Origin of the sequence: Arthrobacter sp. E44, from assembly GCF_041877125.1 — a bacterium.
Taxonomy (GTDB): domain Bacteria; phylum Actinomycetota; class Actinomycetes; order Actinomycetales; family Micrococcaceae; genus Arthrobacter.
Window position 1 is genome coordinate 77652 of sequence record NZ_JBHDJA010000017.1, and the last position, 24851, is coordinate 102502.

Sequence of the window (24851 nt, forward strand, 5' to 3'; positions counted from 1 at the left end):
TCCGGCGCCTATGTGCTTACTTGCCTACTTGCTCGGCGTGGGCGACGCGGAGGCGCCCTGTTCGGCCTTGGGCAGGTACTGCTCGGGCATCGGGGAGCCCGGGAACCACTTCTGGTAGAGCTTTTTCCAGGTCCCGTCCTCCATCGCAGCTGCCAGTCCCTTGTTCAGGGCTTCCTTGAAAGCGGTCTTGCCCTTGGCCACGGCGAACCCGGCCGGGGCGTCGAAGGACGGAATGTCCGCGGCGCTGACCAGGCCGTGCTGTTCCTCGTAGGCTTTCGCTGCCTCGTAATCCAGGAAGTGTGCATCCACCGTGCCGCTGTTCACTGCGGCAATGGCGGTGTTGTTGTCCGGGAACCGCACCAGGCTGGCAGAGGTGAAGTTCTTCACCGCGTAGGCTTCCTGCAGCGTGCCCTGCACCACACCCAGGCGTTTGCCGGCCAGGCCGTCCACACCGGTGATGCCGGAATTCTTCGTGGTGATCACCGTCAGGTAGCCGGCCAGGTAGCCGTCGGAAAAGTCCACGGTTTCCTTGCGCTTGTCCGTGATGCCGATCGCGGCCACGCCGGCGTCGAACTGCCCGTTGGCAACTGCGGCAAGGAGGCCGGAGAAGTCCTGTCCGGTGAAGACCACATTGTCCACACCGGCCCGGTGGGCCACATCCTTGAACAGTTCCACGTCGAAGCCGGTGAAGTTACCGGAAGCGTCGGCGAAGGTGTAGGGCTTGGAGTCGCCCAGGCTGGCAACGCGGATGGTGCCGGGCTGGATCAGGCCGTAGGGGTTGTTTTCCGTAGTGGAAGCGGCGGAGGTGGAGCTGCAGCCGGAAAGTGCCAGTACCGCTGCAAGTGCGGCGGCGGCAAATCCGGCCGGTCGGAGGTTCTTTTTCTTCACAGCGTTGTCCAATCGTTGGGAGGGAGGCGGTGCTGTCAGGGCCGCCGAAGAAAGTCGCCGATGCTCTTGTTGAGTCCGGTCTCACACTCTAGGATTGAGACCGGACTCACATCGATGGATAGAAATGTAGCTGAAGTCACAGGGGCCGTCAACAGCCCCTCGAAAGGTGAAGATGAAGGCTGAAGGAGCACGACGGCGGGACGTCACCGTTGCCGACGTCGCCAAGGCTGCCCAGGTGTCCAAGGCCCAGGCCGCGCGGGCACTAGGGAATTACGGGGCCGTCAGCGAGGATGTCCGCGAACGCGTCCTCGCTGCTGCCGAGGCGCTTGCCTACCGGCCTAATGAGCTTGCCCGCAGCATGAACACCGGGAAGTCACACACCATCGGGGTGGTTGTGGGTGATATCGAAAACCCGCACTTTGGCTTGGCCACGCGGGGAATCACGGACACCGCAAAGAAGGCCGGCTACAACGTCATCCTGGTCAACACGGACGAGGACCGGGCTGCCGAAGTGGATGCGGTCCGGGTCCTGCTGGACAAGCGCGTGGACGGTCTCATCGTCGCTCCTGCGTCATCGGTGGACACCGGACACCTCCAGGAAGTGCACCGGTCGGGACGGCCCTTGGTCTTCATTGACCGCACGGCCGGTGACATGCCGGTGGAGACCATGGCCGTGGACATGGCACGGATTTCCCGGGAAGCCACCCAGTACCTGCTGGATGCCGGGCACCGCCGCATCGCCTTTATTTCAACGCTGACGACAGACGCTCCCTACACGGCCGGGATGGCGCTTGGGTCTTCCCAGATCGCTGACCGCATCGAGGGCATGCGGGAGGCTTACCTTGACTCCGGGCTGGATTTTCCGGAGGACCTGGTCCGGCTGAATGCAGGCGACGAAGACTCCATTCGGAGCATTACGCGTGAGGTGCTGCGGGGGCCGGACCGGGCCACCGCCGTGGTGGCGTCCGACGGTCTGATCGCCCTGAGCGTGGTGGAGGCCATCCAGGAACTGGGCCTGTCCTTTCCGGGCGACGTGTCATTCCTGATGTACGACGACTTTGCGTGGACCAGGCTCACAAGCCCGCCCCTGACCGTCATCGCCCAGCCGGTCTACAACATGGGGGTGGCAGCAGCCAAGGCACTGATTCGGCAGATGGAGGGGCTGCCTTCCGCCGCCCCCGCGCAGTTCACGGCCACCCTGGTGCGGCGGGGGTCGGTGGGGCCGTGCCCGGAAAGGTCGGCGAACGAGCCGGAGCTGGAAGCTGTGGATCGTTAGCTCCGCGATCCACAGCTTCCTCTTGTTGTTTCAGTCAGCCCCGGCGGGCGGGCTTGTCGAAGCGCCACCCCTCTGACCTGAGTTCGGGAATGATCTGGTCGACGGCGTCGACTGTTTGGCTCCTATCGCCGCCGCCGTCATGCACGAGGACTACCGCCCCGGGGGTGATGCCCTCCCGGAGGCGGCGGACCAGTTCCGGCGTTCCCGGCGGCTCCCAATCTCCGATGGCCAGGCGCCACCCGAGAGGCTGCATCCCCATGTCAGCGGCTACCTCCGGCGTCTGTCCCCAGCTGCCGTAAGGGGCCCGGAAATAGTTGATGGTGGCATCCGGAACGGCCTCGCGGATGACGGCACTTGTCGCTTCCAGGTCCGCCCTGATCGCCTCGGGGCTCCACGTGGACATGTCGTCGTGGTGCATGGTGTGGTTGCAGAGCGTATGCCCGGCGTCAGCTATCTGCCGGACGATTTCAGGGTGCTGCTTCACGTGGTCACCCCAAAGGCAAAAGGTCGCCTTCACGTGGTGCTTCTCCAGCACGGCAAGCAGCTTGGGTGTGTTGACAGGATCGGGGCCGTCGTCGAAGGTCAGGCTCAGGTAATTGCCGTCGTGCCGGGTGGAGTCGACAACGGCCGGCGTTGCCTGGTCCGCAAGGGCAGGAGCCGCAGTTGCAAGCCCCGCCGGAACAGCGGCGGCTGCCGCCAGGGCGATGGCAGCCAGGGGCAGCACAGTCTTTGGCATCAGATCGAGACGTCGTGGTGGCATCTTCATTGCTACCTCTTCAGGTCACAGGAACTTCCGGAAACTTCCGGAATGCGAACAGCGTAGGGAGCTGTCCGGAGCCACGTCAAGGGTTATTGGGGGAACTGAGCCGAAGAGGAGAAATCACTGCCGGCGTGGCGGCGCCGTGCTCTCCCGTGGGACGAGCCTCGTGGCCAACTCCACGCGTGGACTCTCCACGCCTTCACCCTGCAGCATCCTGAGGATGGTGCGCGCGGCGAGCTTGCCCATTTCTGCCAGCGGTTGCCGCACGGTCGTCAGCGGCGGAGAGGCCCAGCGGGCTTCCGGAAGGTCATCGAAGCCCACCACACTGATGTCTTCCGGCACGCGGAGCCCGTTTTTGCGGACCGCCTCATACACACCCAAGGCCATCTGGTCACTCGCAGCGAACACGGCAGAGGGCCGGTCGGCCAATTCAAGGAGCCTGCAGCCAGCGCGGAAACCCGACTCGTAATCGAAGTCCCCCTCCACTACAAGGGCAGGATCAAAGGCAATGTCGGCAGCATCAAGGCCTGCCCTGTAGCCGTCCAGCCGGGCCCGGCTGCACCACAAGCCCGGCACACCGGCCACGAAGCCGATCCGCCGGTGGCCCAGACCGGTGAGATGCTCGGTGGCACCGACAGCCCCCATCCAGTTGGTTGCGCCGATTGTGGGCACCTCCAGGTCAGGGACGCCGGCAGGATCGACCACCACAACGGGCACGTCCAGGCGCTGCAGTTCCGCTTGCAGGAAGGGATCGAGGTCGGTAGTGACGAGTATGGCACCGTCGGTCGCCCTGGCGCTGAGGTTGTCCAGCCATTGCCGCGTGGACGTTGTGCCTGCCCTGCGGTGGATGGCCGACACCACCGTGGATGCCCCGGCTTCATTGGAAGCTTCCTCCACACCACGGATGATTTCAACGGCCCAGGGGCTGTCCAGATCGTTGAAGACAAGGTCGATAAGGCCCGACCGTACCTCCGGACGGACGCCCCTCCGCTTGTAACCGTGGTCGCGCAACAAGTTTTCCACCCGTTCGCGGGTACGTGGCGAAACGTCTCCACGCCCGTTCAGCACGCGGGAAACGGTGGGTACCGAGACGCCGGCTTCCGCCGCGATCGCGGAAATTGTGACTGCCGGGCGTTGGGTCTCGCGCACGCATTTCCTCCTGCTTTCGCTGCAAGTATAGGCCTTCACAAATACGCGGATCCGAAACTTTCTGCGAAAACCCTTGACGCAGCGCTGGGAAGATTCCTAAGTTACAACGACGCGGTTCCGGAATTTTCCGGAACCGCGGGTCGGCTTCCCCACCCGATCCACTCGTACCTCAAAGGAGAGCTCTCAATGAAGGTTGCCAAGACTCTCGCCGCTGCAGTGCTTGCCTCGGCGTTCGCCCTTCCCACGGCACTACCTGCCCTGGCCGGCGGGAACGACACCCCGCAGCCGCCGGGACTGGCCAAGCAGGACACCCTGCGCTGGGCCGCGCCAAAGGATTTGCGCATCGGTACCGCCGTCGCCGGCGGCGGCCACCACGAGACCATGCCGTACCCCAATCCCTTCACCTTCGACCAGCAGTACCGCAGCGTCCTGGCCTCCGAGTTCAGCTCGGTCTCACCGGAAAACCAGGCAAAGTGGGAATTCATCCACCCGCAGCGGGACCAGTACCGTTTCGCAGAGATGGACGCGATTGTGGAATTCGCCCAACAGCACGGACAGGTGGTCAGGGGCCACACGTTGTTCTGGCACAGCCAAAACCCGGCCTGGCTGGAGCAGGGCAACTTCAGCAAGGAGGAACTCCGGTCCATCCTTAAGGACCACATCACCACTGTTGTTGGCCGGTATGCGGGCAAGATCCAGCAGTGGGACGTCGCCAACGAGATATTGAACGGTGACGGCACATTGCGGACCTCGGACAATATTTGGATCCGCGAACTTGGCCCGGAGATCATCGACGACGCCTTCCGGTGGGCGCATGAGGCTGATCCCGCCGCCAAACTTTTCTTTAACGATTACGGCGTAGAAAGCATCAACCCGAAAAGCACCGCGTATGTGGCCCTCATCTCCAAGCTCCTCGCAGAGGGCGTGCACGTGGATGGCTTCGCGGTCCAGGGCCACCTCAGCACGCAGTACGGCTTCCCGGGTGACCTGAAGGCGAACCTCCAGCGCTTCGATGACCTCGGCCTGGAGACGGCTGTGACGGAAATCGATGTCCGCATGAACATCGCTGCCGGGACCAAGCCCACGGAGGCGCAGCTGGCAAAGCAGGCAAGCTACTACCAGCAGGCGCTCGAAGCATGCCTCAATGTCGAAGACTGCAAGTCCTTCACAATTTGGGGCTTCAACGACAAGTACTCGTGGGTTCCCGTCTTCTTCAGCGGTCAGGGTGAAGCTACGGTGATGTGGGAGGACTACACGCGCAAGCCCTCGTACTACGCACTGCAGTCCACCCTTCTTCAGGCGAACCCCGGCGGCGGCGCCCGCGACGCCCACCACCCCGCCTACCAGCAGTAGCGATTCCCGGAAGAGCTGGAGCGGTCTGGGAACACCTGTTTCCAGACCGCTCTGCTGTTCCTGTTACCAAGCTTCCGAAGCCGGTGGCGGTAACTCTCGAATCCCTGAAAGGAAACCCCATGGAAACGTTGCAGTCCCTCATTGTCGAGGCCACCACCCGCTCGGAGGTTGATGAGAAGCTCAACGCCTCGATCCAACGGCTCCAGGGCCTGGCCCAGCAGGAGCCGTTTCGGGGCATCCTCGTGACCCACCAGGGACCGGGCCGCTACTCAGTCAAACTGAGCGACCAGGTCCCGTACGGCGAGACGTGGGAAATGGTTCAGTTTGTTTCCCACGAGGCAGAATGGCCCATCCCTTGCGAGGACCGGTAGCCCGCCTCCTGCAACGGTTATCGATGCCCGCCAATGGCGGGGCCCGCGGCTGCAGTGGCCAGGTTGAAGTAGGAGCGGGCATCCGGCGGGCGGATGTCAGCGACCGCATCAGTGAAGATCCGCATCGGGTGCGGCGTGTACGGATGCTCGGCGATGGCGTCCAAGTCCAATTCGATGCCCAAGCCAACGCCCTCGGGAATGAGAACATCACCCTCGTCCGTCAGTTGGAGGCGCTCATTCGAGATCTCGCTGCGCCAAGGCACGTCCGTCGCCATGATCTCCAGGTAACGGAAGTTGGGCAGGGTGGCCCCCAGTTGCAGGGTCGCCGCAGTACTGAGCGGGCCGCTGGGGTTATGCGGTGCGAACGGAACGTAATGCGCGGCCGCGAGGGAGGAAATGAACGAGAGCTCCAGGAGGCCGCCGGCGTGGGTGACGTCGGGCTGGACGTAGTCAACGGCGTTGCGGGCCAGGGCAGGGATGAAAGTGTTGCGTCCCATCCACCGTTCTCCCGCTGCAATGGGAACGGGGGATTTGCTGCGAACCTCAATAAGCGCATCGATCCCATCAGGCGGGCACGGCTCTTCGAAGAACACCGGCTGGAACTGCTCGATTTCACGCGCCACCCGGATCGCTGTGGGCACATCGAACCGGCCGTGTCCTTCGATGAAGAGTTCAACATCATCACCGACCGCCTCCCGGACAGCGGCGACGGGTTCGAGCATGCGCCGCAGGTCCCGTGGCTCCAGGATGAGGTCGGCCGCCTCGAAGGGGTCCCACTTGAGTCCCCGGAAGCCTTGCGCAACTGTCTGGACGGCCGCCTGGGCAAAATCTTCAGGGGTTTTGGCGCCGGAAAACCAGCCGTTGGCGTAAGCGCGGACCCGGTCACGGACCTGTCCGCCCAGCATGCGGTGGACTGGCACATCCAAGGCGCGGGCTGAGACGTCCCACATCGCCATTTCAAGGGCACTTAGCGCGGTCATCGACACAGGTCCGCCGCGCCAGTACGCGTCGCGGTTTACCTCGTAAATGGTTTGCGTGATTCGAGTCGGATCCTTGCCCCGGACCGCGTCGGCCAGGACCGCCACGGCTCCGCGGACTGCATGTTCCTGGCCCTCAAGGGTGGCCTCCGCTATCCCGGTAAGGCCCTCATCGGTGCGCAGCCGGACGAAGACCAGGTTGGTCCGGTAAAAGTCCACGACCACAGTGTCCAGGTTGGTGATTTTCATATGTCCGCGTCTTTCGTTGGAGGCAGGGCTCAGTGGGTTCAGTCAGGCCGCCGGCGGGGCGGTGGATTCGCGGACGATCACTTGGGTGGCCAGCTCCACGCGGTGGGAATCCAGCACCTCGCCCTGGGCCTGGCGCAGGAGTGACCTCAGTGCGGCCCTGCCCATCTCTTCAAGGGGCTGGGCCACCGAACTCAACGAGGGGACGGACTGCTCGCCCTGGTTCGTGCCGTCAAAACCGATGAGGCTCATGTCCTCCGGAACCCTGATCCCGTGGTGCCGCGCCTCGCTGAGGACACCCAGGGCAATGGAGTCGCTGCCGGCAAAGATGGCCGTTGGGAGGGAGTCCAGCTTCAGCAGCTCTTTGAATCCGCTAACTCCGCCCTCGGTGCGGAAATGGCCTCCGGACACCACGTACTGAGGGTCCACCGCGATGCCTTGCGCCATCAGGGCAGCCATGTACCCATGCAGCCGCGCCTGGTTGCACTCCGAGCCCTCGATTCCGCCGATGTAGGCGATGCGGCGGTGACCGAGTTCCAGCAGGTGTTCGGTGGCCGCCTTGCCGCCCGCCCAGTTGGTTGCGCCAACACTGACCACGTCCGCGGAGGGCGGGTTGAGCGGGTCGATCACCACAACCGGGATCTGGCGCCGGCGGAAGGCATGCAGTTGTGCCTCGCTGAATGCCGAGGTCACCACGATCATCCCCGCCCTGCCCTCTTCGAGCATGCGCTGGGCCCGGCGTTCCGGGGTCTGCCGGCCAGGTGTGGACCTGCCTGTCACACTCACCAGGATTTCGACGTCGGCACCGGCGGCGAACTGCAGGATGCCGTTCAGTACCTGGATGGTGTAGGCGGAATCGAGCACGTCGATCACCACTTCGACCACGGTCCCGCTTTCCGCGGCCGCCCGGCGCTGCACCGGCGACTGGTAACCCGCCTGCTCAAGCACGGCAAGGATCCGCGCCCTGGTTTCAGGTGCTACATCGTCACGGCCATTGACCACCTTGGAGACAGTGGGCGCTGAGACTCCTGCTTGCCTGGCCACGGTTGCGAGCGTGGGTTTGGTCCGCTCCGGCAATTTGGTCGTCATGGGTTCGCAATCTTTCGAAGGTGGGAAGTGCATTCATTCTGAGGAACAGGCACTTCGTCCGTCAAGGTTTGGTCAAATTAGGCTGTTTCTCCAAAAATATCCTCTACGATCCCTTGACTACGGGGGTTTTTGCCGCTTTAGTTTACAGCGTGACTTATATCACCGTTCGAAATGTTTCGAACGAACGTCGGAGCTGACGCCCCGTACCTCGACAGCAAATTCACAATGGAGAAGCAATGAAGCAACCCCAGACCTCACGGCGCTCTTTCCTCGCCCTCGCTGCCCTTACTCCCTTTGCCGTTGCCGCAACCTCTGCCTGCGGCACGTCAGGTCCGGGTGCCTCCAGCGGCAATGGTGGCGCCAGCATGTGGTTCCTGTCCGGTGAGCCGAACCAGACCAACATGCAGAAGGCTGTCGATGCCTTCAACCAGGCAAACCCGGACAACAAGATCGCGATCACGTTCTTCCAGAACGACGCCTACAAGACCAAGATCAAGACCGCGATTGGCGCCAACCAGGCACCCACCATCATCTACAACTGGGGTGGCGGCACGCTGAAGACATACGCCGAGGCAAACCAGGTTGAAGACCTCACCAGCTGGCTGGATTCCGAACCGGACTTGAAGAAGAAGTTTTTCCCCTCCACCTTCAGTGCCGCCACGGTCAACGGCAAGATCTACGCCCTGCCCAACATGTACGTCGGTCCGATCGTCCTGTTCTACAACAAGGAACTTTTCCAGAAGGCCGGCGTCACGCCGCCCAAGTCCTGGGACGACGTCATGTCCCTGGTCAAGACCTTCAACGGCATGGGGGTGGCACCCTTCTCCCTGGGCGGCCAGTCGCGCTGGACTTCCATGATGTGGCTCGAATACCTGCTGGACCGCATCGGCGGACCCGACGTGTTCAAGGCAATCTTCGAAGGCAAGCCCAATGCCTGGATGGACCCGGCTGTGATCGAAACCGGCACCAAGATCCAGGAACTGGTCTCCGCCGATGGCTTCATCAAGGGCTTCTCCTCCATTACGGCCGACTCGAACGCGGACCAGGCCCTGCTGTACACCGGCAAGGCCGCCATGATGCTGCATGGTTCCTGGACGTACGGTCCGATGAAAAAGGACGGCAAGAACTTCGTCCAGGACGGCAAGCTGGGCTTCGTCCAGTTCCCCTCAGTTCCCGGCGGCAAGGGCGACCCCAAGAACGGCGTCGGCAACCCAGCCAACTACCAGTCAATCTCCGCGAAGGCCAGCGACAAGGAAAAGGAGTCGGCCAAGAAGTTCCTCAAGGACGGCATCATGACGGACGCGATGATCGACGCGTACATCAACTCCGGTTCGGTCCCCATTGTCAACGGCATCGAGAGCAAGCTGAACACGTCCCCGGACAAGGATTTCCTCAACTTCGTTTACGACCTGGCTAAGAACGCCCCCAGCTTCCAGCAGTCCTGGGACCAGGCACTGAGCCCCACCGCCGCCGAGGCCCTGCTGAACAACATCGACCAGCTGTTCCTGAAGTCGATTACGCCGCAGCAGTTTGCCGAGAATATGAACGGCACCCTCGGGAAATGAGTAACGCCGTCTCCACCGCCCCGGGGCCCAGCGTCGGCGTCAGGAATTCCAAGCAGACCGAACAGCGCAAGGCCGCGCTGGCATGGCTGACCATTCCTGCACTGTTCTTCTTCCTGGTGTTCGCCGTCATCCCGCTGGCTGGTGTGCTCATCCTCAGCTTCACCAGCTGGGACGGCATCGGTGCCATCGGGGCGGCGGGACTGGACAACTGGTTCTCCGTGCTGGCAGATCCGGGGCTGTACAACGCCCTGGGCCTGACCTTCCTGATCATGATCGTCTCCTGGCTGGTCCAGACGCCCATCAGCCTCCTGCTGGGCGTCTTCACCGCGGGAAGCCAGCGCTACCGGGCGGTCCTGGCCGTGCTGTACTTCCTGCCCCTGCTGCTGTCTTCAGCCGCCGTCGCCATCGCTTTCAAGGCGCTGCTGGATCCCAACTTCGGCCTGGCAACCGGCCTCGGCCTGCCGTTCCTTGCCCAGGACTGGCTGGGTGTCCCGCAGTTGGCCCTCGGCCTGGTCATCTTCGTCATCGCCTGGCAGTTCGTGCCGTTCCACACGCTCATCTACCAAGGCGGTGTGCGGCAGATCCCGAAGTCTTTGTACGAGGCGGCCCAGATCGACGGGGCCGGGACCATCAAGCAGTTCTTCCACATCACCCTTCCGCAGTTGAAGTACACGATCATCACCTCCTCCACGCTGATGGTGGTGGGTTCACTGACCTACTTCGACCTGATCTTCGTCCTCACCGGCGGCGGGCCCGGAAACTCCACCCGCATCCTGGCCCTGGACATGTACCTCCGCGGCTTCCGGGCCAACCTCATGGGTCCGGCCAGCGTCATCGCCGTCATTCTCGTCATCATCGGCCTTGCACTCGCTTTGTTCCTCCAGCGCCTTGGGGGCAAGGACAAGCAGGGCAGCCAATTGGAAGGTTTGTAGGGTGAGCACCGTCCTGAAAAGCAATACCCAGGAAGCCCGCACCGGGTCGCTTGGCAGCACTGCAGCCGCCAAGCGGGGACTTGGCACCAAGCTTCGGGGCCTCAATATCCCCGGTGGCCTGGGCGGCTGGATCTGGCTGGCCATCATCATCCTGCCCGTCTACTACGTGGTAATCACCAGCCTCAAGACGCAGGCCGGCTACTTCGGCCAGAATCCGCTGGCCATCCCCACCGAGCCCACGCTGGAGAACTACCAGCTGGTCCTGGAGGCGGACTTCGCCCAGTACTTCATGAACAGCGCCATCGTCACGCTCGGTTCCGTGATTCCCACGGTGCTGATCTCATTTATGGCATCGTTTGCCATCGTTCGCGGCGCCGGCAGGTTCCTGAAGCTGGTCAACGGTATGTTCCTGATGGGGCTGGCCATCCCGCTGCAGGCCACGATCATCCCCATCTACCTGATGATCATCCGGCTTAACCTGTATGACAGCCTGCTGGCGCTGATGCTGCCGTCCATTGCCTTCGCCATTCCGCTGACGGTGCTGATCCTGTCCAACTTCATCCGCGACGTCCCGAACGAACTGTTCGAGTCCATGCGGCTGGACGGCTGCAGCGAGTGGCAGACCATGTGGCGGCTGGCCCTGCCCCTGACCCGGCCGGCCATTGTGACGGTTGCCATCTACAACGGGTTGCATGTCTGGAACGGGTTCCTGCTTCCGTTGGTTCTTACCCAGAGCCCCAGCCTGCGTGTCCTGCCCCTGGGCCTGTGGACCTTCCAAGGTGAATTCAGCGTCAACATTCCTGCCGTTCTCGCCTCCGTGGTGCTTAGCACACTGCCCATCCTGGTGCTTTACGTCGTCGGCCGGCGACAGCTGCTCGCAGGCCTGACCGCCGGCTTCAGCAAGTAACGCCCCGGAATTTACCGAAAGGACTTTCAACATGACCACCGCCAAGCCCCTGCGGGTCGGAATGGTGGGCTACGCCTTCATGGGTGCAGCCCACTCCCACGCCTGGCGCACCGCGCCCCGGTTCTTCGACCTGCCGCTGCAGCCACAGCTCACCGCGGTGGCCGGCAGGAATGCCGACGGCGTCCGTGCCGCCGCGGACAAGCTGGGCTGGGACTCTGTTGAGACTGACTGGCGCCGCCTGATCGAGCGCGACGACATCGACCTCATTGACATCTGCACTCCAGGGAACACCCACGCCGAGATCGCCATCGCCGCCCTGGAAGCCGGCAAGCACGTGCTGTGCGAAAAGCCGCTGGCCAACTCCGTGGACGAGGCTGAGCGGATGACGCTCGCGGCGGAAACGGCCGCAAAGAACGGCGTCTTCTCCATGTGCGGCTTCAGCTACCGCCGCACCCCGGCACTGGCACTGGCCAAACGGTTCGTGGAACAGGGCAGGCTCGGCGAGATCCGCCACATCCGTGCCCAGTACCTGCAGGACTGGCTCTCCGACGCCAACGCCCCCATGACCTGGCGGCTGGACAAGAGCAAATCCGGGTCCGGCTCCCTGGGTGACATCGGAGCCCACAGCATCGACGCGGCGCAGTGGGTCACGGGCATGAACATCAACGGGGTATCCGCAATGCTGGAGACCTTCGTCCGGGAACGCCCGCTTGCGGGCGACATGGTGGGCCTGGGTGGCCACGGCGACCTGAGCGACGACGCCCCGCGCGGGCAGGTCACTGTGGATGATGCGGCCATCTTCAGCGCAAAGTTCGACGGCGGCGCTTCCGCAGGTGCCATCGGCGTCTTCGAAGCCACGCGCTACGCCCTGGGCAGGAAGAACGCCATGCGCCTGGAGGTCAACGGCACCAAGGGTTCCCTCGCCTTCGATTTCGAGGACATGAACGTCCTGTCCTTCTATGACGCGGCGGAGTCCCCGGATGCGGGCTTCCGTCGGATCTTCGTCACCGAGCCCGAGCATCCCTACGTGGGGAACTGGTGGCCCACCGGCCACGGACTGGGATATGAACACGGCTTCACCCACCAGGTGGTGGACCTCGTCACGGCCATCGGTGAAGGACGCCAACCGGAACCATCCTTCGCCGACGCCCTGCAGGTGCAGCGGGTCCTCGCCGCGGTGGAGTCCAGCGCCGCCAACTCCAGCCAATGGCAAAAAGTCTGAGCAACGTACGGCTTCGATCAAATAGGAACTCACATGACACGACCAATCACGCTCTTTACCGGCCAGTGGGCCGACCTGCCCTTCGAGGAGGTGGCGCGGCTTGCCGGCGAATGGGGCTTTGACGGGCTCGAAATCGCCTGCTGGGGCGACCACCTTGACCCCCGCCGGGCCGCCGAGGACGACAACTACCTCCAGGGCCGTCTGGACATCCTCGAAAAGAACAACCTCAAGGTGTTCGCCATCGCCAACCACCTGACCGGACAGGCCGTGTGTGACGATCCCATCGACGAGCGCCACCGGGACATCCTGTCGGCAGAGACCTGGGGCGACGGCGAGCCCGAAGGGGTGCGCCGCCGGGCAGCGGAGGCCATGAAGGACACCGCACGGGCGGCTGCCCGCCTCGGGGTGAAGACAGTAACGGGTTTCACCGGCTCCTCCATCTGGAAAGCCGTGGCCATGTTCCCGCCGGCCTCGCAGGCAATGATCGACGCCGGCTACCAGGACTTCGCCGACCGCTGGAATCCCATCCTTGACGTCTTCGAGGAAGAGGGTGTCCGGTTCGCCCTGGAAGTCCACCCGTCCGAAATCGCCTACGACTACTGGACCGCCAAGCGCACGCTTGAAGCCATCGGGCACCGCGAGAGCTTCGGCCTGAACTTCGACCCCTCCCACTTCATCTGGCAGGACCTGGACCCGGTGATGTTCCTGCAGGACTTCGCAGACAAGATCTTCCACGTTCACGTGAAGGAATCCGTCCGCCAGCTTGACGGCCGCAACGGCCGCCTGGGCTCGCACCTTGCCTGGGCGGACCCCCGGCGCGGCTGGGACTTCGTCACGGCAGGGCATGGCGATGTGCAGTGGAACCGCATCTTCCGGACCTTGAACGCCATCGGCTATGAAGGTCCCACCAGCATCGAATGGGAGGACGCCGGGATGGACCGGCTCATCGGCGCCCCGCAGGCGCTGGCCATGGTCCAGGAACTGGCCCGGATCGCCCCGCCGGCAGCTGCCTTCGACGCCGCCTTCGCCAGCCGCTGACCATGCTTCGCCGGCACCAGCCGGCAACCAAACAAAGGAAACTTTAATGACAGATCGCAAGCACGCGCTGGTCGTCCGCGGCGGCTGGGACGGCCACCAGCCCTACGAGGCCACCGAGCTCTTCATTCCCTACCTCAAGGACAACGGCTATGACGTCCGGGTAGAGGAATCGCCCAAGGTCTACGCCGACGCCGAATACATGGCCGGGGTGGACCTGATCATGCAGTGCATGACCATGAGCACCATCGAAAAGGACGAATTCGCCGGACTGCGGACGGCCGTGGAAAACGGCACCGGCCTGGCCGGCTGGCACGGTGGCATCGCCGACTCCTACCGGAACACCTCCGACTACCTGCACCTGATCGGCGGCCAGTTCGCCTGCCACCCCGGCAAGCACCCGGACGAGTGCATCGGCGAACAGTCGGACAACTACGTTCCGTACACCGTCAACATGCTGCCCGCCGCGGCGGAGCACCCCATTACCAAGGGCATCAAGGACTTCGACCTGGTCACCGAGCAGTACTGGGTCCTCGCCGATGACTACATCGATGTCCTGGCCACCACCACCCAGAAAGTCCGCGAGTGGGATCCCTGGCACCGCGAAGTGACCTCCCCGGCCATCTGGACCCGCCAGTGGGGCAAGGGACGCATCTTCGTCTGCACTCCCGGCCACCGCGTCGAAATCCTCCAGGACCAGAACGTACGCACCATCATCGAAAGGGGCCTGCTGTGGGCAAGCCGTTGAACGTCGGAATCATTGGCTGCGGAGCCATCATCGCCCAGTACCTCACCAATTTCCGGCGGCTGGACCAGGTCAACCTGGTGGCCGTGGCGGACCTGGATCCGGCACGTGCCCGGGCCGTAGCGGATGATTACGACGGCGTCCGCGCCCTCTCGGTCGAAGAACTGCTCGCCGCTGACGATATCGACCTGGTTCTGAACCTGACCATCCCCGCCGCGCACGCCGACGTGGCACTGAAGGCGATCGCGGCCGGCAAGAACGTCTACGGCGAAAAGCCGCTGGCGGCCACGACTGAAGAGGCACGCCAGGTGCTGGACGCGGCACGCCAGGCAGGCGTCGTCGTCGGCTGTGCCCCTGACACCGTGCTGGGCACCGGAATCCAGACCGCCCGCAAAGCCATCGACGACGGGCTCATCGGCGCCCCCATCTCGGCATCGGCCACCATGGTGACCCCCGGCCATGAACGCTGGCACCCCAACCCGGACTTCTACTACCAGCCCGGTGGCGGCCCCCTCCTGGATATGGGCCCCTACTACGTCACCGCCCTTGTGACATTGCTGGGTCCCGTGGTGTCGGTACTGGGCGCGGCCAGCCATACCCGCAACGAGCGGACCATCGGCTCCGGGCCGCGGCAGGGCGAAAAAGTGCCGGTTACCATCGACTCCCACGTCACGGGCATCCTGGTCCACGCCTCCGGGGCGCTTTCCACGCTGTTCATGAGCTTCGACGCCGTGAAGTCCAAGTCGCCGAACATCGAGATCCACGGCGAACGCGGGTCCCTGGTGGTGCCCGACCCCAACCACTTCGACGGCGACGTCCAGCTGTTCTCCCTGGGCGCCGAGGACTGGGAAACCCTGCCTGTCTCGGCGGGATACGTGGATGCCGGCCGCGGGTTTGGCATCGCCGATCTCGCTTCCACCCCCCGGGGCAAGGAACCCCGGGCAGGCGGAGCCCTTGCCTACCACGCGCTGGAGGTCATGGAATCTGTCCTCAAGGCCGCGCACAGCGGCATGACCGTAAGCATCCAGAGCACTGTTGAGCGGCCGGAAAGCGTGGCACTCACCGTCCTCGCCGAACAGGCAGACGCCCTCCAGGCGAAGTAGCCCTCTCCGGAACCGGAACCGCGCCGCCCGCCGCAGTGGAGCTAGTGCAGCTCATCGCTGCGGGCGGCGCGGTTCCTTCCCAGTGACTTGGCCCTGTACAGGGCCGCATCCGCTGCGGCGATGAGGCGGTCCACGTCGGAGGTCCCGCCGTCGTAGGTCGAAATGCCGTAACTGGCGGTGGGCATCTCCATGCCGTCCGGCGCTTCGGCGCCTGCCAGCCGCCTGCTGATTTCCTCGGCAATCGTCTCTGCCCGTTCGGCGTTGGCCCCGGGGACCAGGATCACGAATTCTTCCCCGCCATACCTGCCGGCCAGGTCGGTGGAGCGGACCGTGGCAACGCAGGCGTCAGCGAAGGCCTGCAGCGCCAGGTCGCCTGCGGCGTGGCCGTGGGTATCGTTGACCACCTTGAAATGGTCAAGGTCGGCCAGGATCAGCGCGCCGGAGCCACCGGTGATGGTGCGGTCGGCCAACTGTTCCGCAGCCAGGTCCAGGAAGGCCTTGCGGTTCAGGAGTCCGGTGAGGTCGTCCCGGGTGGCAACCACCCGCAGGGCGCGGGTCTGCTGTTCGGTGCTCAACCCGGCCATGCTGAAGGACACCACCACCAGCAGCACCATGGTCACCATGGTGGTGACGGCGGATCCAAAAACGGTAACGAAAATGGCCCCGTCCGGGCCCTCCACCAGGAACGCCAGCCAACGGAAGAAGTAATAAGCGGACAGCCCGCCCGCGGCCACTGCCATGGGAATCCGCACCCGCGAGTAGCCCGGCTCGAGCCGCCACAGCTCACGCGACGCCAGTCCGATGGTCAGGCTCATGGCGGCGAGGAACACCGGACCGCCGGACCAGGTGTTGGTGGCGGGATGGTCCAGCAGGGACGCCACCAGGGTGGCAAGCGGAATACCCGTGAAGGCCCACCGGGGCCGGGGCACCGTGCGCAGCGAGCGGGCGCCCGCCCACACGGCAACTCCGCCATGCACCAGCAGCGTGTTACCCACCGGGTTGGCCCACCACTGGTGCGGCGTGCCGTCCAGCAGGAAACAGGCGGAGCCGGAAAGGAAGAAGAGCAGGGCGCCGCACCACCAGGCGCTGTAGGGCGAGCGGGTTACCCGGTAGGCGGAAAAGTAGAAGAGAACCACCAGCACCAGGGCCATCAGGCCAAACGCGATGCGCAGGGTTGCCGTATCCAGAACCATGTGCCAGAAGTCCCCCCAGAAGCCCGAATGCTGCCCACGCCAGTATCGCACCCGCCCATATGGCGCAAAGCATCCCTACCCCGGATGGGCACCCGTCAAACTCGCCTAGGGTGGGAGGTTAACCATCCGGACAACGTAAGGCCGCCAATGCTCCTCCTCTTCGGGTTCAAGACCGTGTTCAAGGCGCTGCCGGGCAGGACAGCAACCTGCCCGCACTGCGGCGCTTTCATCCACCACCTCCTTGAAGAACAAGCCACAAAATTCACCCTGTTCTTCATTCCGCTGCTCACGGTGTCCCGGAAGTTCCGGATTACCTGCACTAACTGTGGCTACGTTTCGTCCATCAGCGGGCGTCAGAAGCGGGCCTTGGAGCTGCGCCGGTAGGAGGCAGCGGGAACTTCGCCGGTGCCAGCGGAGTTGAACCACATATGGACGACCCTCCTTCACACATGCCCTGGCCCCTCTGCCAACTGACCGGACCACCGGCCACCACAGGAGAGGGGCGCTCCAATGTATGAATGGATCATGTTGGGCATCGGCCTGGTCCTGACCGTCGGCACCGGCTTCTTCGTCGCCTCGGAGTTCGCCCTGGTGAACCTGGACCGGCACGATCTCGAAGCACGCCAGGCCCGCGGCGAGAAGCGCCTGGGCCCCACCATCAAGGCCCTTCGCATCACCTCCACCCACCTCTCGGGTGCCCAGCTGGGCATCACGCTGACCACGCTCCTCACGGGCTACACCTTTGAACCGGCCATCAGCCGCATGCTCAGCGGCCCGCTGCAGTCCGTCGGCGTCCCCCAAGCCCTGGTGCCCGCCGTCGGCTCCGTTGCCGGCATCTTCCTGGCCACGGTCTTCTCCATGGTGGTGGGCGAGCTGGTGCCCAAGAACTTCGCCCTGGCCCTGCCGCTGGCCACCGCCAAGGTGGTAGTCCCCTTCCAGGCACTCTTCACGGCCGTGTTCAAGCCCGTGATCCTGCTCTTCAACAACACCGCCAACAAGATCATCCGCGGGTTCGGCATCGAGCCCAAGGAGGAGCTTTCCGGCGCCCGCAGCGCAGAGGAGCTAAGCTCCCTGGTGCGCCGCTCCGCCGTCGAAGGCGTCCTGGACCTGGACCATGCCACCCTGCTGCGCCGCACCCTCCGGTTCTCCGAGTACAGCGCCGCGGACGTCATGACACCCCGCGTCAGGATGGCCGCCGTCGGCCTGTCCGACACCGCAGAGGACATCGTTTCCCTTGCCACGGCCACCGGCTACTCCCGGTTTCCCGTGATCGGGCGGGACCGGGATGACGTCCTGGGCCTCCTGCACGTGAAGCAGGCGTTCGCCGTCGCCCTGGAGCATCGGGCGGACACCACCGCGGCGGAGCTCATGATCGAGCCCCTGCGGATCCCGGAATCCATGGGCGTAGACACCCTCCTGGGCCTGCTGCGGCGCCAGGGCCTCCAGGTGGCCATCGTTTCCGACGAGCATGGCGGGACCGCCGGGATCGTCACCCTGGAGGACTTGGTGGAAGAGATCGTTGGCGAGCTGGAGGACGAGCACGACCGGGCGCGCGCGGGCGTTGTCCGCGTGGGCCGGTCCGTCACGTTCGATGCCGCGCTGCGGCCGGACGAGCTGCTGGACCGCACCGGAATCGAAGTGCCGGACGGGGACGAGTACGACACCGTGGGCGGGTTCGTCACGGACCGGCTGGACCGCCTGCCCGAGCTGGGCGACGAGGTGGAGGTCGACGGCGGCACCCTCCGCGTGGAGCGCATGGCAGGCATGCACGTGGAGCGGCTGCGCTTCACGCCCGCCGCGTCCGGCGAGCCTCCGCGAAGCCCGCACGATCGGATCATCGACAACCTGACCCAGGAGCTGACCCATGAGTGAATACCTTCCCGGCATCATCTGGCTGGCGGTGCTCCTGGTGGTCAACGGCTTCTTCGTGGGAGCCGAATTCGCCGTCATCTCCGCCCGCCGCTCCCAGATCGAGCCCAAGGCCGAGGCCGGCAGCAAAGCGGCAAAAACCACGCTCTGGGCCATGGAACACGCCACGCTCATGCTGGCCACCAGCCAGTTGGGCATCACCGTCTGCTCCCTGGTCATCCTGAACGTCTCCGAACCGGCGATCCACCACCTGTTGGAGATCCCGCTGGGCCTGACGTCCCTGTCCTATGAGGCGATCAGCATCATCGCGTTCATCGTGGCGCTCCTGCTGGTGACCTTCCTCCACGTGGTGGTGGGCGAGATGGTGCCCAAGAACATCTCCTTCTCAGTGCCTACCCGTGCGGCCCTCCTGCTTGCGCCGCCGCTGGTCATGGTGGCCAAGGTGTTCAAGCCCGTTATTTGGGCCCTGAACGGGATAGCCAACTCCATCCTGCGGCTCTTCCGGGTGGAGCCCAAGGACGAGGCCACCAGCGCGTACACCCTGGACGAGGTGGCCACGATTGTGGAGCAGTCCACCCGGGACGGCATGCTGACGGACACCACGGGCGCACTGACCAACGCGTTCGAATTCACCGCCAAAACCGTGGCGGACGTCCAGGTGACCATGGCCGACATGGTGCTTCTGCCGGAATCCGCCACGCCGGCGGACATCCAGCAGGCCGTGGCAGGGCACGGCTACTCGCGCTACATCCTGACCAACAGTGCCGGGGAGCCCGATGGCTACCTGCACCTCAAGGACGTCATGGACCTCACTGCGGCGGAGAAATTCCACCAGCCGGTCCCGGCCAAACGGGTCCGGCGCCTGGCGTCGGCATTTGCCGGCGCGGACCTTGAGGATGCACTGGCGGCGATGCGGCGGACCGGAGCCCACGTGGCCCGGGTGTTCGACTCAGACGGCAGGACCACCGGGATGCTCTTCCTCGAGGACATCATCGAGGAACTGGTGGGCGAGGTGCAGGACGCCACCAGCGCGTAGTCTGCTTCCTGGGATTGGGTGCGGTTTCCTTCGGGGGCCGCACCCTTTTTGCGCCCGCACCCTAGCGCCCGACGGCGGCGGGAACTAAGGTGGGATCGGTTCTCCCCTGCCGTCCCCGGCAGGAGGACGAAAACCCGCACGAGGGAAGGGAGGTGGTTTTGATGACTGCTGTTGCCGCGCGCCCGGAGCGCCCCGCACCCACCCCATCACCCATCCTCCCGGCTGCCCACGATTGACCGACGGCACCTGCCCGCCATAGCACCGCGGCACCGGGGACCCTCGCAAGGAAACCAACGTGCACAATTCTTCAGGCAACGCCCTGGACAACACCCCCAGTACCACCCAACCAACCCGCACGCTAGCCGCGTACGGCTACACCCCTGCCGTCGCCCGCCACTTCGACCATCACCCCTGCCCGGGCGCCACGGGACGCGGACGGGTGGTCCGCGTGGACCGAACCCTGCTGCTGGTTGCAGTCGACGACGGACTGCTCCACCTGCCCTATCCGCTGTCCGGCGAGCCGGCGGTCACCGGCGACTGGGTCTGGACCGGTCCCAACCGCGCCGGAGGGTGCCAGATCCTGGCAGTCCTCCCCCGGCGTTCCGAGCTCACCCGCAAGCGCGCGTTCGAGGACTCCTCCGAGGAACAGGTCCTCGCCGCCAACATGGACACCGTGGGGGTCGTAGTTCCCGTGGACCGGCCGCTCACCCACAACAGGCTTGAACGAACCCTCGTTGCCGCCTGGGACTCCGGCGCCACCCCGCTGGTGATCATCACCAAGGCGGACCTGGCCCAAGTGGCTGACGACGTCGTCGGGAAAGTCATCCTGCAGGCGGCGGGCGTCGACGTTGTGACCACGTCGGCCGAAAACGGCGACGGGGTCGACGAACTGATGTCCCGCATCCCGCCCGGCGGCACCATCGTGCTCCTGGGACCGTCAGGCGCCGGCAAGTCCACCCTGATCAACGCGCTCGTGGGCCGGAAGGTGCAGCAGACCGCGGAGGTGCGGGCCGGTGACTTCAAAGGCAAGCACACCACCACCTCCCGCGAGCTGGTGCCGCTGTCCAACGGCACCGTGCTGATGGACACTCCCGGGGTGCGCGGCTTCGGGCTGTTCGACGCCGGGGAAGGCCTGGGCGGGATGTTCGGCGATGTGGAGGAACTGGCCGCCGGCTGCCGGTTCTCAGACTGCGCGCACGGGAACGAGCCGGGCTGTGCGGTCCGTGAGGCGATCGACAGCGGTAACCTTCCCGAGCGCCGCTGGAACTCCTATCTGAAGATGCAACGGGAGCTTGCAGCGCTGGCACGGCGGTCCGACGTCGCGGCCCAGCGCGCGTACCACCGCGAGTGGCACCAGAAGGTGGTGGCGGCGGGAAAGTCGCAGCGCTGGGCGGAGCGGGAGGCCACTGAGCGCGGCAACCGGAGCGAAGGGAAGGACCGGAAGCGGAAGCGGTAGGAATGCCGTATTCCGTGTCGGGGGTGGGGAGTAGGGTTCGGTCATGGACATCATCCTGGTACCCGGTTTTTGGTTGGACGCCTCATCGTGGGAGGGAGTGGCACCGGCCCTGGAAGCGGCAGGGCACCACCCCCACCCCCTCACCCTTCCCGGCAAGGAGTCGGCGGACGCCAGCCGCGCGGGCATCAACCTGCAGGACCACATCGATGCGGTGGTGGAGGTGATGGACGGCCTGCCCGGCAAGGTGGTCCTGGTGGGGCATTCCGGCGGCGGAGCCATCATCCATGGAGCCGTGGACGCCAGGCCGGACAAGGTGGAGCGCGCCATCTACGTGGACAGCGGCCCCCTGGGCGAAGGCGGCGTGATCAATGACGAGTTGCGGGTTGTCGGGGACGATGTGCCCTTGCCTCCCTGGGAGGATTTTGACGACGCCGACCTGGTGGACCTCGACGACGGGCTGCGGCAGGCACTCCGGGCGCGGGCAGTACCGGAGCCCCGCGGCGTGGCCCGCGGCAGGCAACAGCTGCACGATGAGCGGCGTTACAACGTGCCCGTCACCGTGATCACCTGCGAGTTCCCGTCCGCCATGCTCCAGGAATGGGTCGCCGCCGGCAATCCTTTCGTTGCAGAGCTGGCCAGGATCCGGGACGTGGAGTACATCGACCTGCCCACCGGGCACTGGCCGCAGTTCACCAAACCTGGCCAACTGGCCAAGGCCATCCTGGCGGCTGTGGACGGAACGGAGGCGGATGAAGCCTGAAACACTCTTGCGTGCGGCCTTAGCCGTCCCCATAATAAATGAATGGCATTCATTTATTCGACCACCGTCACGGGCAACGCCGCCCCTGGCCACGCGGTAATCGGCACCGCAACCCACATGCCCGCAGAGTGGGAACCGCACCAGCGCACCTGGATGGCCTTCCCGCCGCCCAACGACACCTTCGGCCCGCTGGGAAGCTCCACCCTTGACCAGGCGCGGGCCGCGTGGACCAGGGTGGCGCGCACCATCGCCCGCTACGAACCCGTCACCGTCATCGCCGATCCCCGGGACGCCACCGCCGCCAGGGAATGGCTTGGCAGTGGCATCGACGTGCTGGAGGTGCCGATCGACGACGCCTGGCTGCGGGACAGCGGCCCCACGTTCGTCCACGCGGCCGACGGGTCGCTGGCCGCGGTCGACTGGACCTTCAACGGCTGGGGCGCCCAGGACTGGGCCGCCTGGGGCAAGGACCAGGAGGTGGCCCGGACGGTCGCGGCAAGCGCAGACGTGCCCGTCCGGGCGTCCGCCCTGGTGAATGAGGGCGGCGGCTTCCACGTGGACGGTGCAGGAACCGTGCTGCTGACCGAAACAGTCCAGCTTGACCCCGGACGCAACCCCGGCGCCACCAAGGAATCTGTCGAGGCAGAAGTCCACGCGGCCCTGGGCACCACCAAGGCCATCTGGCTGCCGCGCGGGCTCACCCGGGACTACGACGAATTCGGAACCCGCGGCCACGTAGACATCGTGGCCGCTTTTGCCGGGCCGCGCACCATCCTGCTGCACCGCCAGGACGACCCCGCGCACCCGGACCACGCGGTCTACCTCCAACTGAAGACGGTCCTCGCCGGACAACTGGACGCCCAGGGCCGGCCGCTGCGCATCATCGACGTCCCCGCACCCACCACGCTCAAGGATGAGGAGGGCTGGGTGGACTGGTCCTACATCAACCATTACGTGGCCAACAACGTGGTGGTGCTCTGCAGCTTTGGCGATCCGAACGACGCCATTGCGGCAGGCATCCTGGAACGGGCCTATCCCGAGCGCAACGTGGAACTGGTGGACGCCCGGGACATCTTTGCCTTCGGCGGCGGCATCCACTGCATTACCCAGCAGCAGCCAGCCCCGCGGGAAGGCGATGCGGCATGAAACTGGCAGAGCACATGCGGCAGCCGGTGGCAGCGGAAACGTTCGACGTGGTGGAAGCCAGTATTAGCCAACTCCGGGCTGCCCTGGAGGGCGGTGACGTGACCAGCGAGGAACTGGTCCGTCTGTATCTTGAGCGCATCGAGAAGTATGACTCAACGGGCATATGCCTGAATGCACTGGTCGTCATGAACCCTTACGCCATTGCCGAGGCGCAGGCGTCCGACCGTCGCCGCGCTGCCGGGTTCACACTTGGCCCGCTCGACGGCATCCCCTACACGGCAAAGGACAGCTACCAGGTTAAAGGCCTTACCGTGGCTGCGGGGTCGCCGGCCTTCAAGGACCTGGGGGCGCAGCAGGACGCATTTACCATCGAGCGCCTAAAGGCCGGCGGGGCAGTCCTGATAGGACTGACCAACATGCCGCCCATGGCCAACGGAGGTATGCAACGCGGAGTATATGGACGGGCGGAAAGTCCCTACAACGCCCGCTTCCTCACGGCGGCGTTCGCCTCGGGATCGTCCAACGGGTCAGGAACCGCCACCGCGGCCAGCTTCGCTGCCTTTGGCCTGGCGGAGGAAACCTGGTCCTCGGGGCGCGCGCCGGCGTCGAACAATGCCCTCTGCGCCTACACGCCGTCGCGCGGCGTCATCTCCGTCCGAGGCAACTGGCCGCTGGTCCCCACCATGGACGTGGTGGTTCCGCACACCCGGACCGTGGCGGACCTGCTGGAAGTCCTGGACGCCGTGGTGGCGGACGACACCCAAACGCGCGGTGACTTCTGGCGCACCCAGCCCTGGATCCAGGTGCCCAAGGCATCCGCCGTCCGCCCGCCGTCGTACCTTGAGCTGGCTGTCCCGGACGCAACCGCCGCCGCAGCCGTCCTTGCGGGCAAACGTCTGGGTGTCCCCCGGATGTACATCAACGCCGACCCAGAGGCCGGAACGGCGCAGGCCCCGGGCATTGGCGGCCCCACCGGCCAACGGATCGAGACGCGCGCGTCCATCCTGGACCTGTGGGCTGCGGCCCGCCGCGACCTGGAAGCCGCCGGCGCCGAGGTGGTGGAGGTGGACTTCCCGGTGGTGTCCAACTACGAAGGCGATCGGCCCGGCGCGCCCACCATCGCCACCCGTGGCCTGGTGTCCCCCGAGTATCTCCGACGTGAAATCGTCGACCTCTCCGCTTGGGCCTGGAATGACTTCCTGGCCGCCAACGGCGACCCCCAGCTAAGCACGCTTGCCGACGTCGACGGTTCAATGATCTTCCCCGCTCCCCAGGGCGCTCTGCCGGACCGCTATGACGGGTTCGATGACGACATCGCGGACTATCCTGCCTGGATCCGGGAGCACGGCGTCCCTGCCCTCACTGACATCCCGCAGCTGCCCGAAGGCCTGGCGGGACTCGAGGAAACCCGCCGGGTGGACCTGGAGCAGTGGATGGACCAGCTGGGACTGGACGCCGTCCTGTTCCCGGCGGCCGCCGATGTCGCCCCGGCAGACGCCGACACCAACGAACGCTCGGCGGACATCGCCTGGCGCAACGGCGTGTGGGTGGCCAACGGGAACCTGGTCCCGCGGCACCTGGGGATTCCCACGGTGACCGTTCCCATGGGCCTCGCCGCGGACATCGCGATGCCGGTGGGACTCACCATCACGGGCAAGGCCTACGACGACAACGCGCTGCTCCGGTTGGCAGCGGCGTTCGAAGCCACAGGCCGACGCCGTGTACCACCGCCCCGCACTATGCCGCGAGGAGCTGTAGAAAGCCCCTGACCCA

23 protein-coding genes are annotated in these 24851 nt (G+C 65.2%); 17 read left to right on the forward strand and 6 right to left on the reverse strand.

Annotated features, from left to right (window positions below):
• Positions 1–24: 24 nt before the first annotated feature.
• Complete coding sequence (locus ACETK3_RS15415; protein ID WP_236820901.1) at positions 25–888, reverse strand: ABC transporter substrate-binding protein; 864 nt, start codon at positions 886–888, stop codon at positions 25–27.
• Between the two features lie 172 nt (positions 889–1060).
• On the opposite strand from ACETK3_RS15415, the gene ACETK3_RS15420 reads away from it, so the two are divergent.
• Positions 1061–2164, forward strand: a complete 1104-nt coding sequence (locus ACETK3_RS15420) for a LacI family DNA-binding transcriptional regulator (protein ID WP_237429369.1) — start codon at positions 1061–1063, stop codon at positions 2162–2164.
• 34 nt (positions 2165–2198) lie between these two features.
• Here the strand turns inward: ACETK3_RS15420 and ACETK3_RS15425 are convergent, their stop codons facing one another.
• Both ACETK3_RS15425 and ACETK3_RS15430 read right to left on the reverse strand, forming a co-directional pair.
• Positions 2199–2900: a polysaccharide deacetylase family protein gene (locus ACETK3_RS15425; protein WP_237429368.1), complete on the reverse strand. Its 702-nt coding sequence runs from the start codon at positions 2898–2900 to the stop codon at positions 2199–2201.
• Positions 2901–3044: 144 nt separating this feature from the next.
• Positions 3045–4073: a LacI family DNA-binding transcriptional regulator gene (locus ACETK3_RS15430; protein WP_236800447.1), complete on the reverse strand. Its 1029-nt coding sequence runs from the start codon at positions 4071–4073 to the stop codon at positions 3045–3047.
• A 186-nt stretch (positions 4074–4259) separates the two neighbouring features.
• Between ACETK3_RS15430 and ACETK3_RS15435 the strand changes: the two genes are divergently transcribed.
• Both ACETK3_RS15435 and ACETK3_RS15440 read left to right on the forward strand, forming a co-directional pair.
• Positions 4260–5426, forward strand: a complete 1167-nt coding sequence (locus tag ACETK3_RS15435) for an endo-1,4-beta-xylanase (RefSeq protein WP_306968437.1) — start codon at positions 4260–4262, stop codon at positions 5424–5426.
• A gap of 119 nt (positions 5427–5545) precedes the next feature.
• The gene (locus ACETK3_RS15440) at positions 5546–5797 is read left to right on the forward strand and encodes a hypothetical protein (protein ID WP_306968434.1); all 252 of its coding nucleotides are present in this window, start codon (positions 5546–5548) and stop codon (positions 5795–5797) included.
• A gap of 17 nt (positions 5798–5814) precedes the next feature.
• Here the strand turns inward: ACETK3_RS15440 and ACETK3_RS15445 are convergent, their stop codons facing one another.
• Positions 5815–7023 (reverse strand): mandelate racemase/muconate lactonizing enzyme family protein, encoded by a 1209-nt coding sequence (locus ACETK3_RS15445; protein WP_236800445.1) that lies wholly within the window; start codon positions 7021–7023, stop codon positions 5815–5817.
• Positions 7024–7065: 42 nt separating this feature from the next.
• Positions 7066–8109 (reverse strand): LacI family DNA-binding transcriptional regulator, encoded by a 1044-nt coding sequence (locus tag ACETK3_RS15450; RefSeq protein ID WP_236800444.1) that lies wholly within the window; start codon positions 8107–8109, stop codon positions 7066–7068.
• A 236-nt stretch (positions 8110–8345) separates the two neighbouring features.
• Between ACETK3_RS15450 and ACETK3_RS15455 the strand changes: the two genes are divergently transcribed.
• Genes ACETK3_RS15455 through ACETK3_RS15485 form a run of 7 tightly spaced genes read left to right on the forward strand, consistent with a single transcriptional unit; the run spans position 8346 to position 15618 of the window.
• Entirely contained in the window at positions 8346–9674 is a 1329-nt protein-coding gene (locus ACETK3_RS15455) for an extracellular solute-binding protein (RefSeq protein ID WP_236800443.1), read from the forward strand.
• Positions 9671–10606 (forward strand): carbohydrate ABC transporter permease, encoded by a 936-nt coding sequence (locus ACETK3_RS15460; protein ID WP_236800442.1) that lies wholly within the window; start codon positions 9671–9673, stop codon positions 10604–10606. Before ACETK3_RS15455 ends, ACETK3_RS15460 begins: the two co-directional genes overlap by 4 nt.
• A 1-nt stretch (position 10607) precedes the next feature.
• Positions 10608–11513 carry a carbohydrate ABC transporter permease gene (locus ACETK3_RS15465; protein ID WP_236800441.1) on the forward strand — a complete coding sequence of 302 codons (906 nt, stop codon included), beginning with the start codon at positions 10608–10610 and terminating at the stop codon, positions 11511–11513.
• A 31-nt stretch (positions 11514–11544) separates the two neighbouring features.
• A complete protein-coding gene (locus ACETK3_RS15470; protein WP_236800440.1) occupies positions 11545–12735 on the forward strand; it encodes a Gfo/Idh/MocA family protein in 1191 nt (396 codons plus the stop codon).
• Between the two features lie 33 nt (positions 12736–12768).
• Positions 12769–13773, forward strand: coding sequence for a sugar phosphate isomerase/epimerase (locus ACETK3_RS15475; RefSeq protein WP_236800439.1), 1005 nt, complete (start codon positions 12769–12771; stop codon positions 13771–13773).
• Positions 13774–13819: 46 nt separating this feature from the next.
• Positions 13820–14518, forward strand: a complete 699-nt coding sequence (locus ACETK3_RS15480; RefSeq protein WP_236800438.1) for a ThuA domain-containing protein — start codon at positions 13820–13822, stop codon at positions 14516–14518.
• Positions 14503–15618, forward strand: a complete 1116-nt coding sequence (locus ACETK3_RS15485; protein WP_236800437.1) for a Gfo/Idh/MocA family protein — start codon at positions 14503–14505, stop codon at positions 15616–15618. The genes ACETK3_RS15480 and ACETK3_RS15485 overlap by 16 nt, the downstream gene beginning before the upstream one ends.
• A gap of 41 nt (positions 15619–15659) precedes the next feature.
• On the opposite strand, the gene ACETK3_RS15490 is transcribed toward ACETK3_RS15485, so the two are convergent.
• Positions 15660–16811, reverse strand: coding sequence for a diguanylate cyclase (locus ACETK3_RS15490; protein WP_236800435.1), 1152 nt, complete (start codon positions 16809–16811; stop codon positions 15660–15662).
• A gap of 147 nt (positions 16812–16958) precedes the next feature.
• Between ACETK3_RS15490 and ACETK3_RS15495 the strand changes: the two genes are divergently transcribed.
• The 7 genes from ACETK3_RS15495 to ACETK3_RS15525 all read left to right on the forward strand — a co-directional run bounded on the left by ACETK3_RS15495 (position 16959) and on the right by ACETK3_RS15525 (position 24847).
• Positions 16959–17195, forward strand: coding sequence for a zinc-ribbon domain-containing protein (locus ACETK3_RS15495; protein WP_236800434.1), 237 nt, complete (start codon positions 16959–16961; stop codon positions 17193–17195).
• Between the two features lie 126 nt (positions 17196–17321).
• Positions 17322–18683: a hemolysin family protein gene (locus ACETK3_RS15500; RefSeq protein WP_373993160.1), complete on the forward strand. Its 1362-nt coding sequence runs from the start codon at positions 17322–17324 to the stop codon at positions 18681–18683.
• The gene (locus ACETK3_RS15505; RefSeq protein WP_373993161.1) at positions 18676–19716 is read left to right on the forward strand and encodes a hemolysin family protein; all 1041 of its coding nucleotides are present in this window, start codon (positions 18676–18678) and stop codon (positions 19714–19716) included. The genes ACETK3_RS15500 and ACETK3_RS15505 overlap by 8 nt, the downstream gene beginning before the upstream one ends.
• Before the next feature lie 295 nt (positions 19717–20011).
• On the forward strand, positions 20012–21172 hold the full coding sequence (rsgA, locus tag ACETK3_RS15510; RefSeq protein ID WP_373462137.1) for a ribosome small subunit-dependent GTPase A: 1161 nt from the start codon (positions 20012–20014) through the stop codon (positions 21170–21172).
• 43 nt (positions 21173–21215) lie between these two features.
• Entirely contained in the window at positions 21216–21932 is a 717-nt protein-coding gene (locus ACETK3_RS15515; RefSeq protein ID WP_236800431.1) for an alpha/beta fold hydrolase, read from the forward strand.
• A gap of 42 nt (positions 21933–21974) precedes the next feature.
• A complete protein-coding gene (locus tag ACETK3_RS15520; RefSeq protein ID WP_236800430.1) occupies positions 21975–23078 on the forward strand; it encodes an agmatine/peptidylarginine deiminase in 1104 nt (367 codons plus the stop codon).
• Positions 23075–24847: an amidase gene (locus ACETK3_RS15525; RefSeq protein WP_373993162.1), complete on the forward strand. Its 1773-nt coding sequence runs from the start codon at positions 23075–23077 to the stop codon at positions 24845–24847. The genes ACETK3_RS15520 and ACETK3_RS15525 overlap by 4 nt, the downstream gene beginning before the upstream one ends.
• Positions 24848–24851: the final 4 nt, after the last annotated feature.

What these genes read in the sequence shown, in the direction of transcription:
- ACETK3_RS15420 (WP_237429369.1), top strand. Translation starts at nt 1,061, where the DNA reads ATGAAGGCTGAAGGAGCACGACGGCGGGACGTCACCGTTGCCGACGTC.
- ACETK3_RS15425 (WP_237429368.1), bottom strand. Translation starts at nt 2,900, where the DNA reads ATGCCAAAGACTGTGCTGCCCCTGGCTGCCATCGCCCTGGCGGCAGCC.
- ACETK3_RS15435 (WP_306968437.1), top strand. Translation starts at nt 4,260, where the DNA reads ATGAAGGTTGCCAAGACTCTCGCCGCTGCAGTGCTTGCCTCGGCGTTC.
- ACETK3_RS15440 (WP_306968434.1), top strand. Translation starts at nt 5,546, where the DNA reads ATGGAAACGTTGCAGTCCCTCATTGTCGAGGCCACCACCCGCTCGGAG.
- ACETK3_RS15445 (WP_236800445.1), bottom strand. Translation starts at nt 7,023, where the DNA reads ATGAAAATCACCAACCTGGACACTGTGGTCGTGGACTTTTACCGGACC.
- ACETK3_RS15450 (WP_236800444.1), bottom strand. Translation starts at nt 8,109, where the DNA reads ATGACGACCAAATTGCCGGAGCGGACCAAACCCACGCTCGCAACCGTG.
- ACETK3_RS15455 (WP_236800443.1), top strand. Translation starts at nt 8,346, where the DNA reads ATGAAGCAACCCCAGACCTCACGGCGCTCTTTCCTCGCCCTCGCTGCC.
- ACETK3_RS15460 (WP_236800442.1), top strand. Translation starts at nt 9,671, where the DNA reads ATGAGTAACGCCGTCTCCACCGCCCCGGGGCCCAGCGTCGGCGTCAGG.
- ACETK3_RS15470 (WP_236800440.1), top strand. Translation starts at nt 11,545, where the DNA reads ATGACCACCGCCAAGCCCCTGCGGGTCGGAATGGTGGGCTACGCCTTC.
- ACETK3_RS15475 (WP_236800439.1), top strand. Translation starts at nt 12,769, where the DNA reads ATGACACGACCAATCACGCTCTTTACCGGCCAGTGGGCCGACCTGCCC.
- ACETK3_RS15480 (WP_236800438.1), top strand. Translation starts at nt 13,820, where the DNA reads ATGACAGATCGCAAGCACGCGCTGGTCGTCCGCGGCGGCTGGGACGGC.
- ACETK3_RS15490 (WP_236800435.1), bottom strand. Translation starts at nt 16,811, where the DNA reads ATGGTTCTGGATACGGCAACCCTGCGCATCGCGTTTGGCCTGATGGCC.
- ACETK3_RS15495 (WP_236800434.1), top strand. Translation starts at nt 16,959, where the DNA reads ATGCTCCTCCTCTTCGGGTTCAAGACCGTGTTCAAGGCGCTGCCGGGC.
- ACETK3_RS15500 (WP_373993160.1), top strand. Translation starts at nt 17,322, where the DNA reads ATGTATGAATGGATCATGTTGGGCATCGGCCTGGTCCTGACCGTCGGC.
- ACETK3_RS15505 (WP_373993161.1), top strand. Translation starts at nt 18,676, where the DNA reads ATGAGTGAATACCTTCCCGGCATCATCTGGCTGGCGGTGCTCCTGGTG.
- ACETK3_RS15515 (WP_236800431.1), top strand. Translation starts at nt 21,216, where the DNA reads ATGGACATCATCCTGGTACCCGGTTTTTGGTTGGACGCCTCATCGTGG.
- ACETK3_RS15520 (WP_236800430.1), top strand. Translation starts at nt 21,975, where the DNA reads ATGGCATTCATTTATTCGACCACCGTCACGGGCAACGCCGCCCCTGGC.
- ACETK3_RS15525 (WP_373993162.1), top strand. Translation starts at nt 23,075, where the DNA reads ATGAAACTGGCAGAGCACATGCGGCAGCCGGTGGCAGCGGAAACGTTC.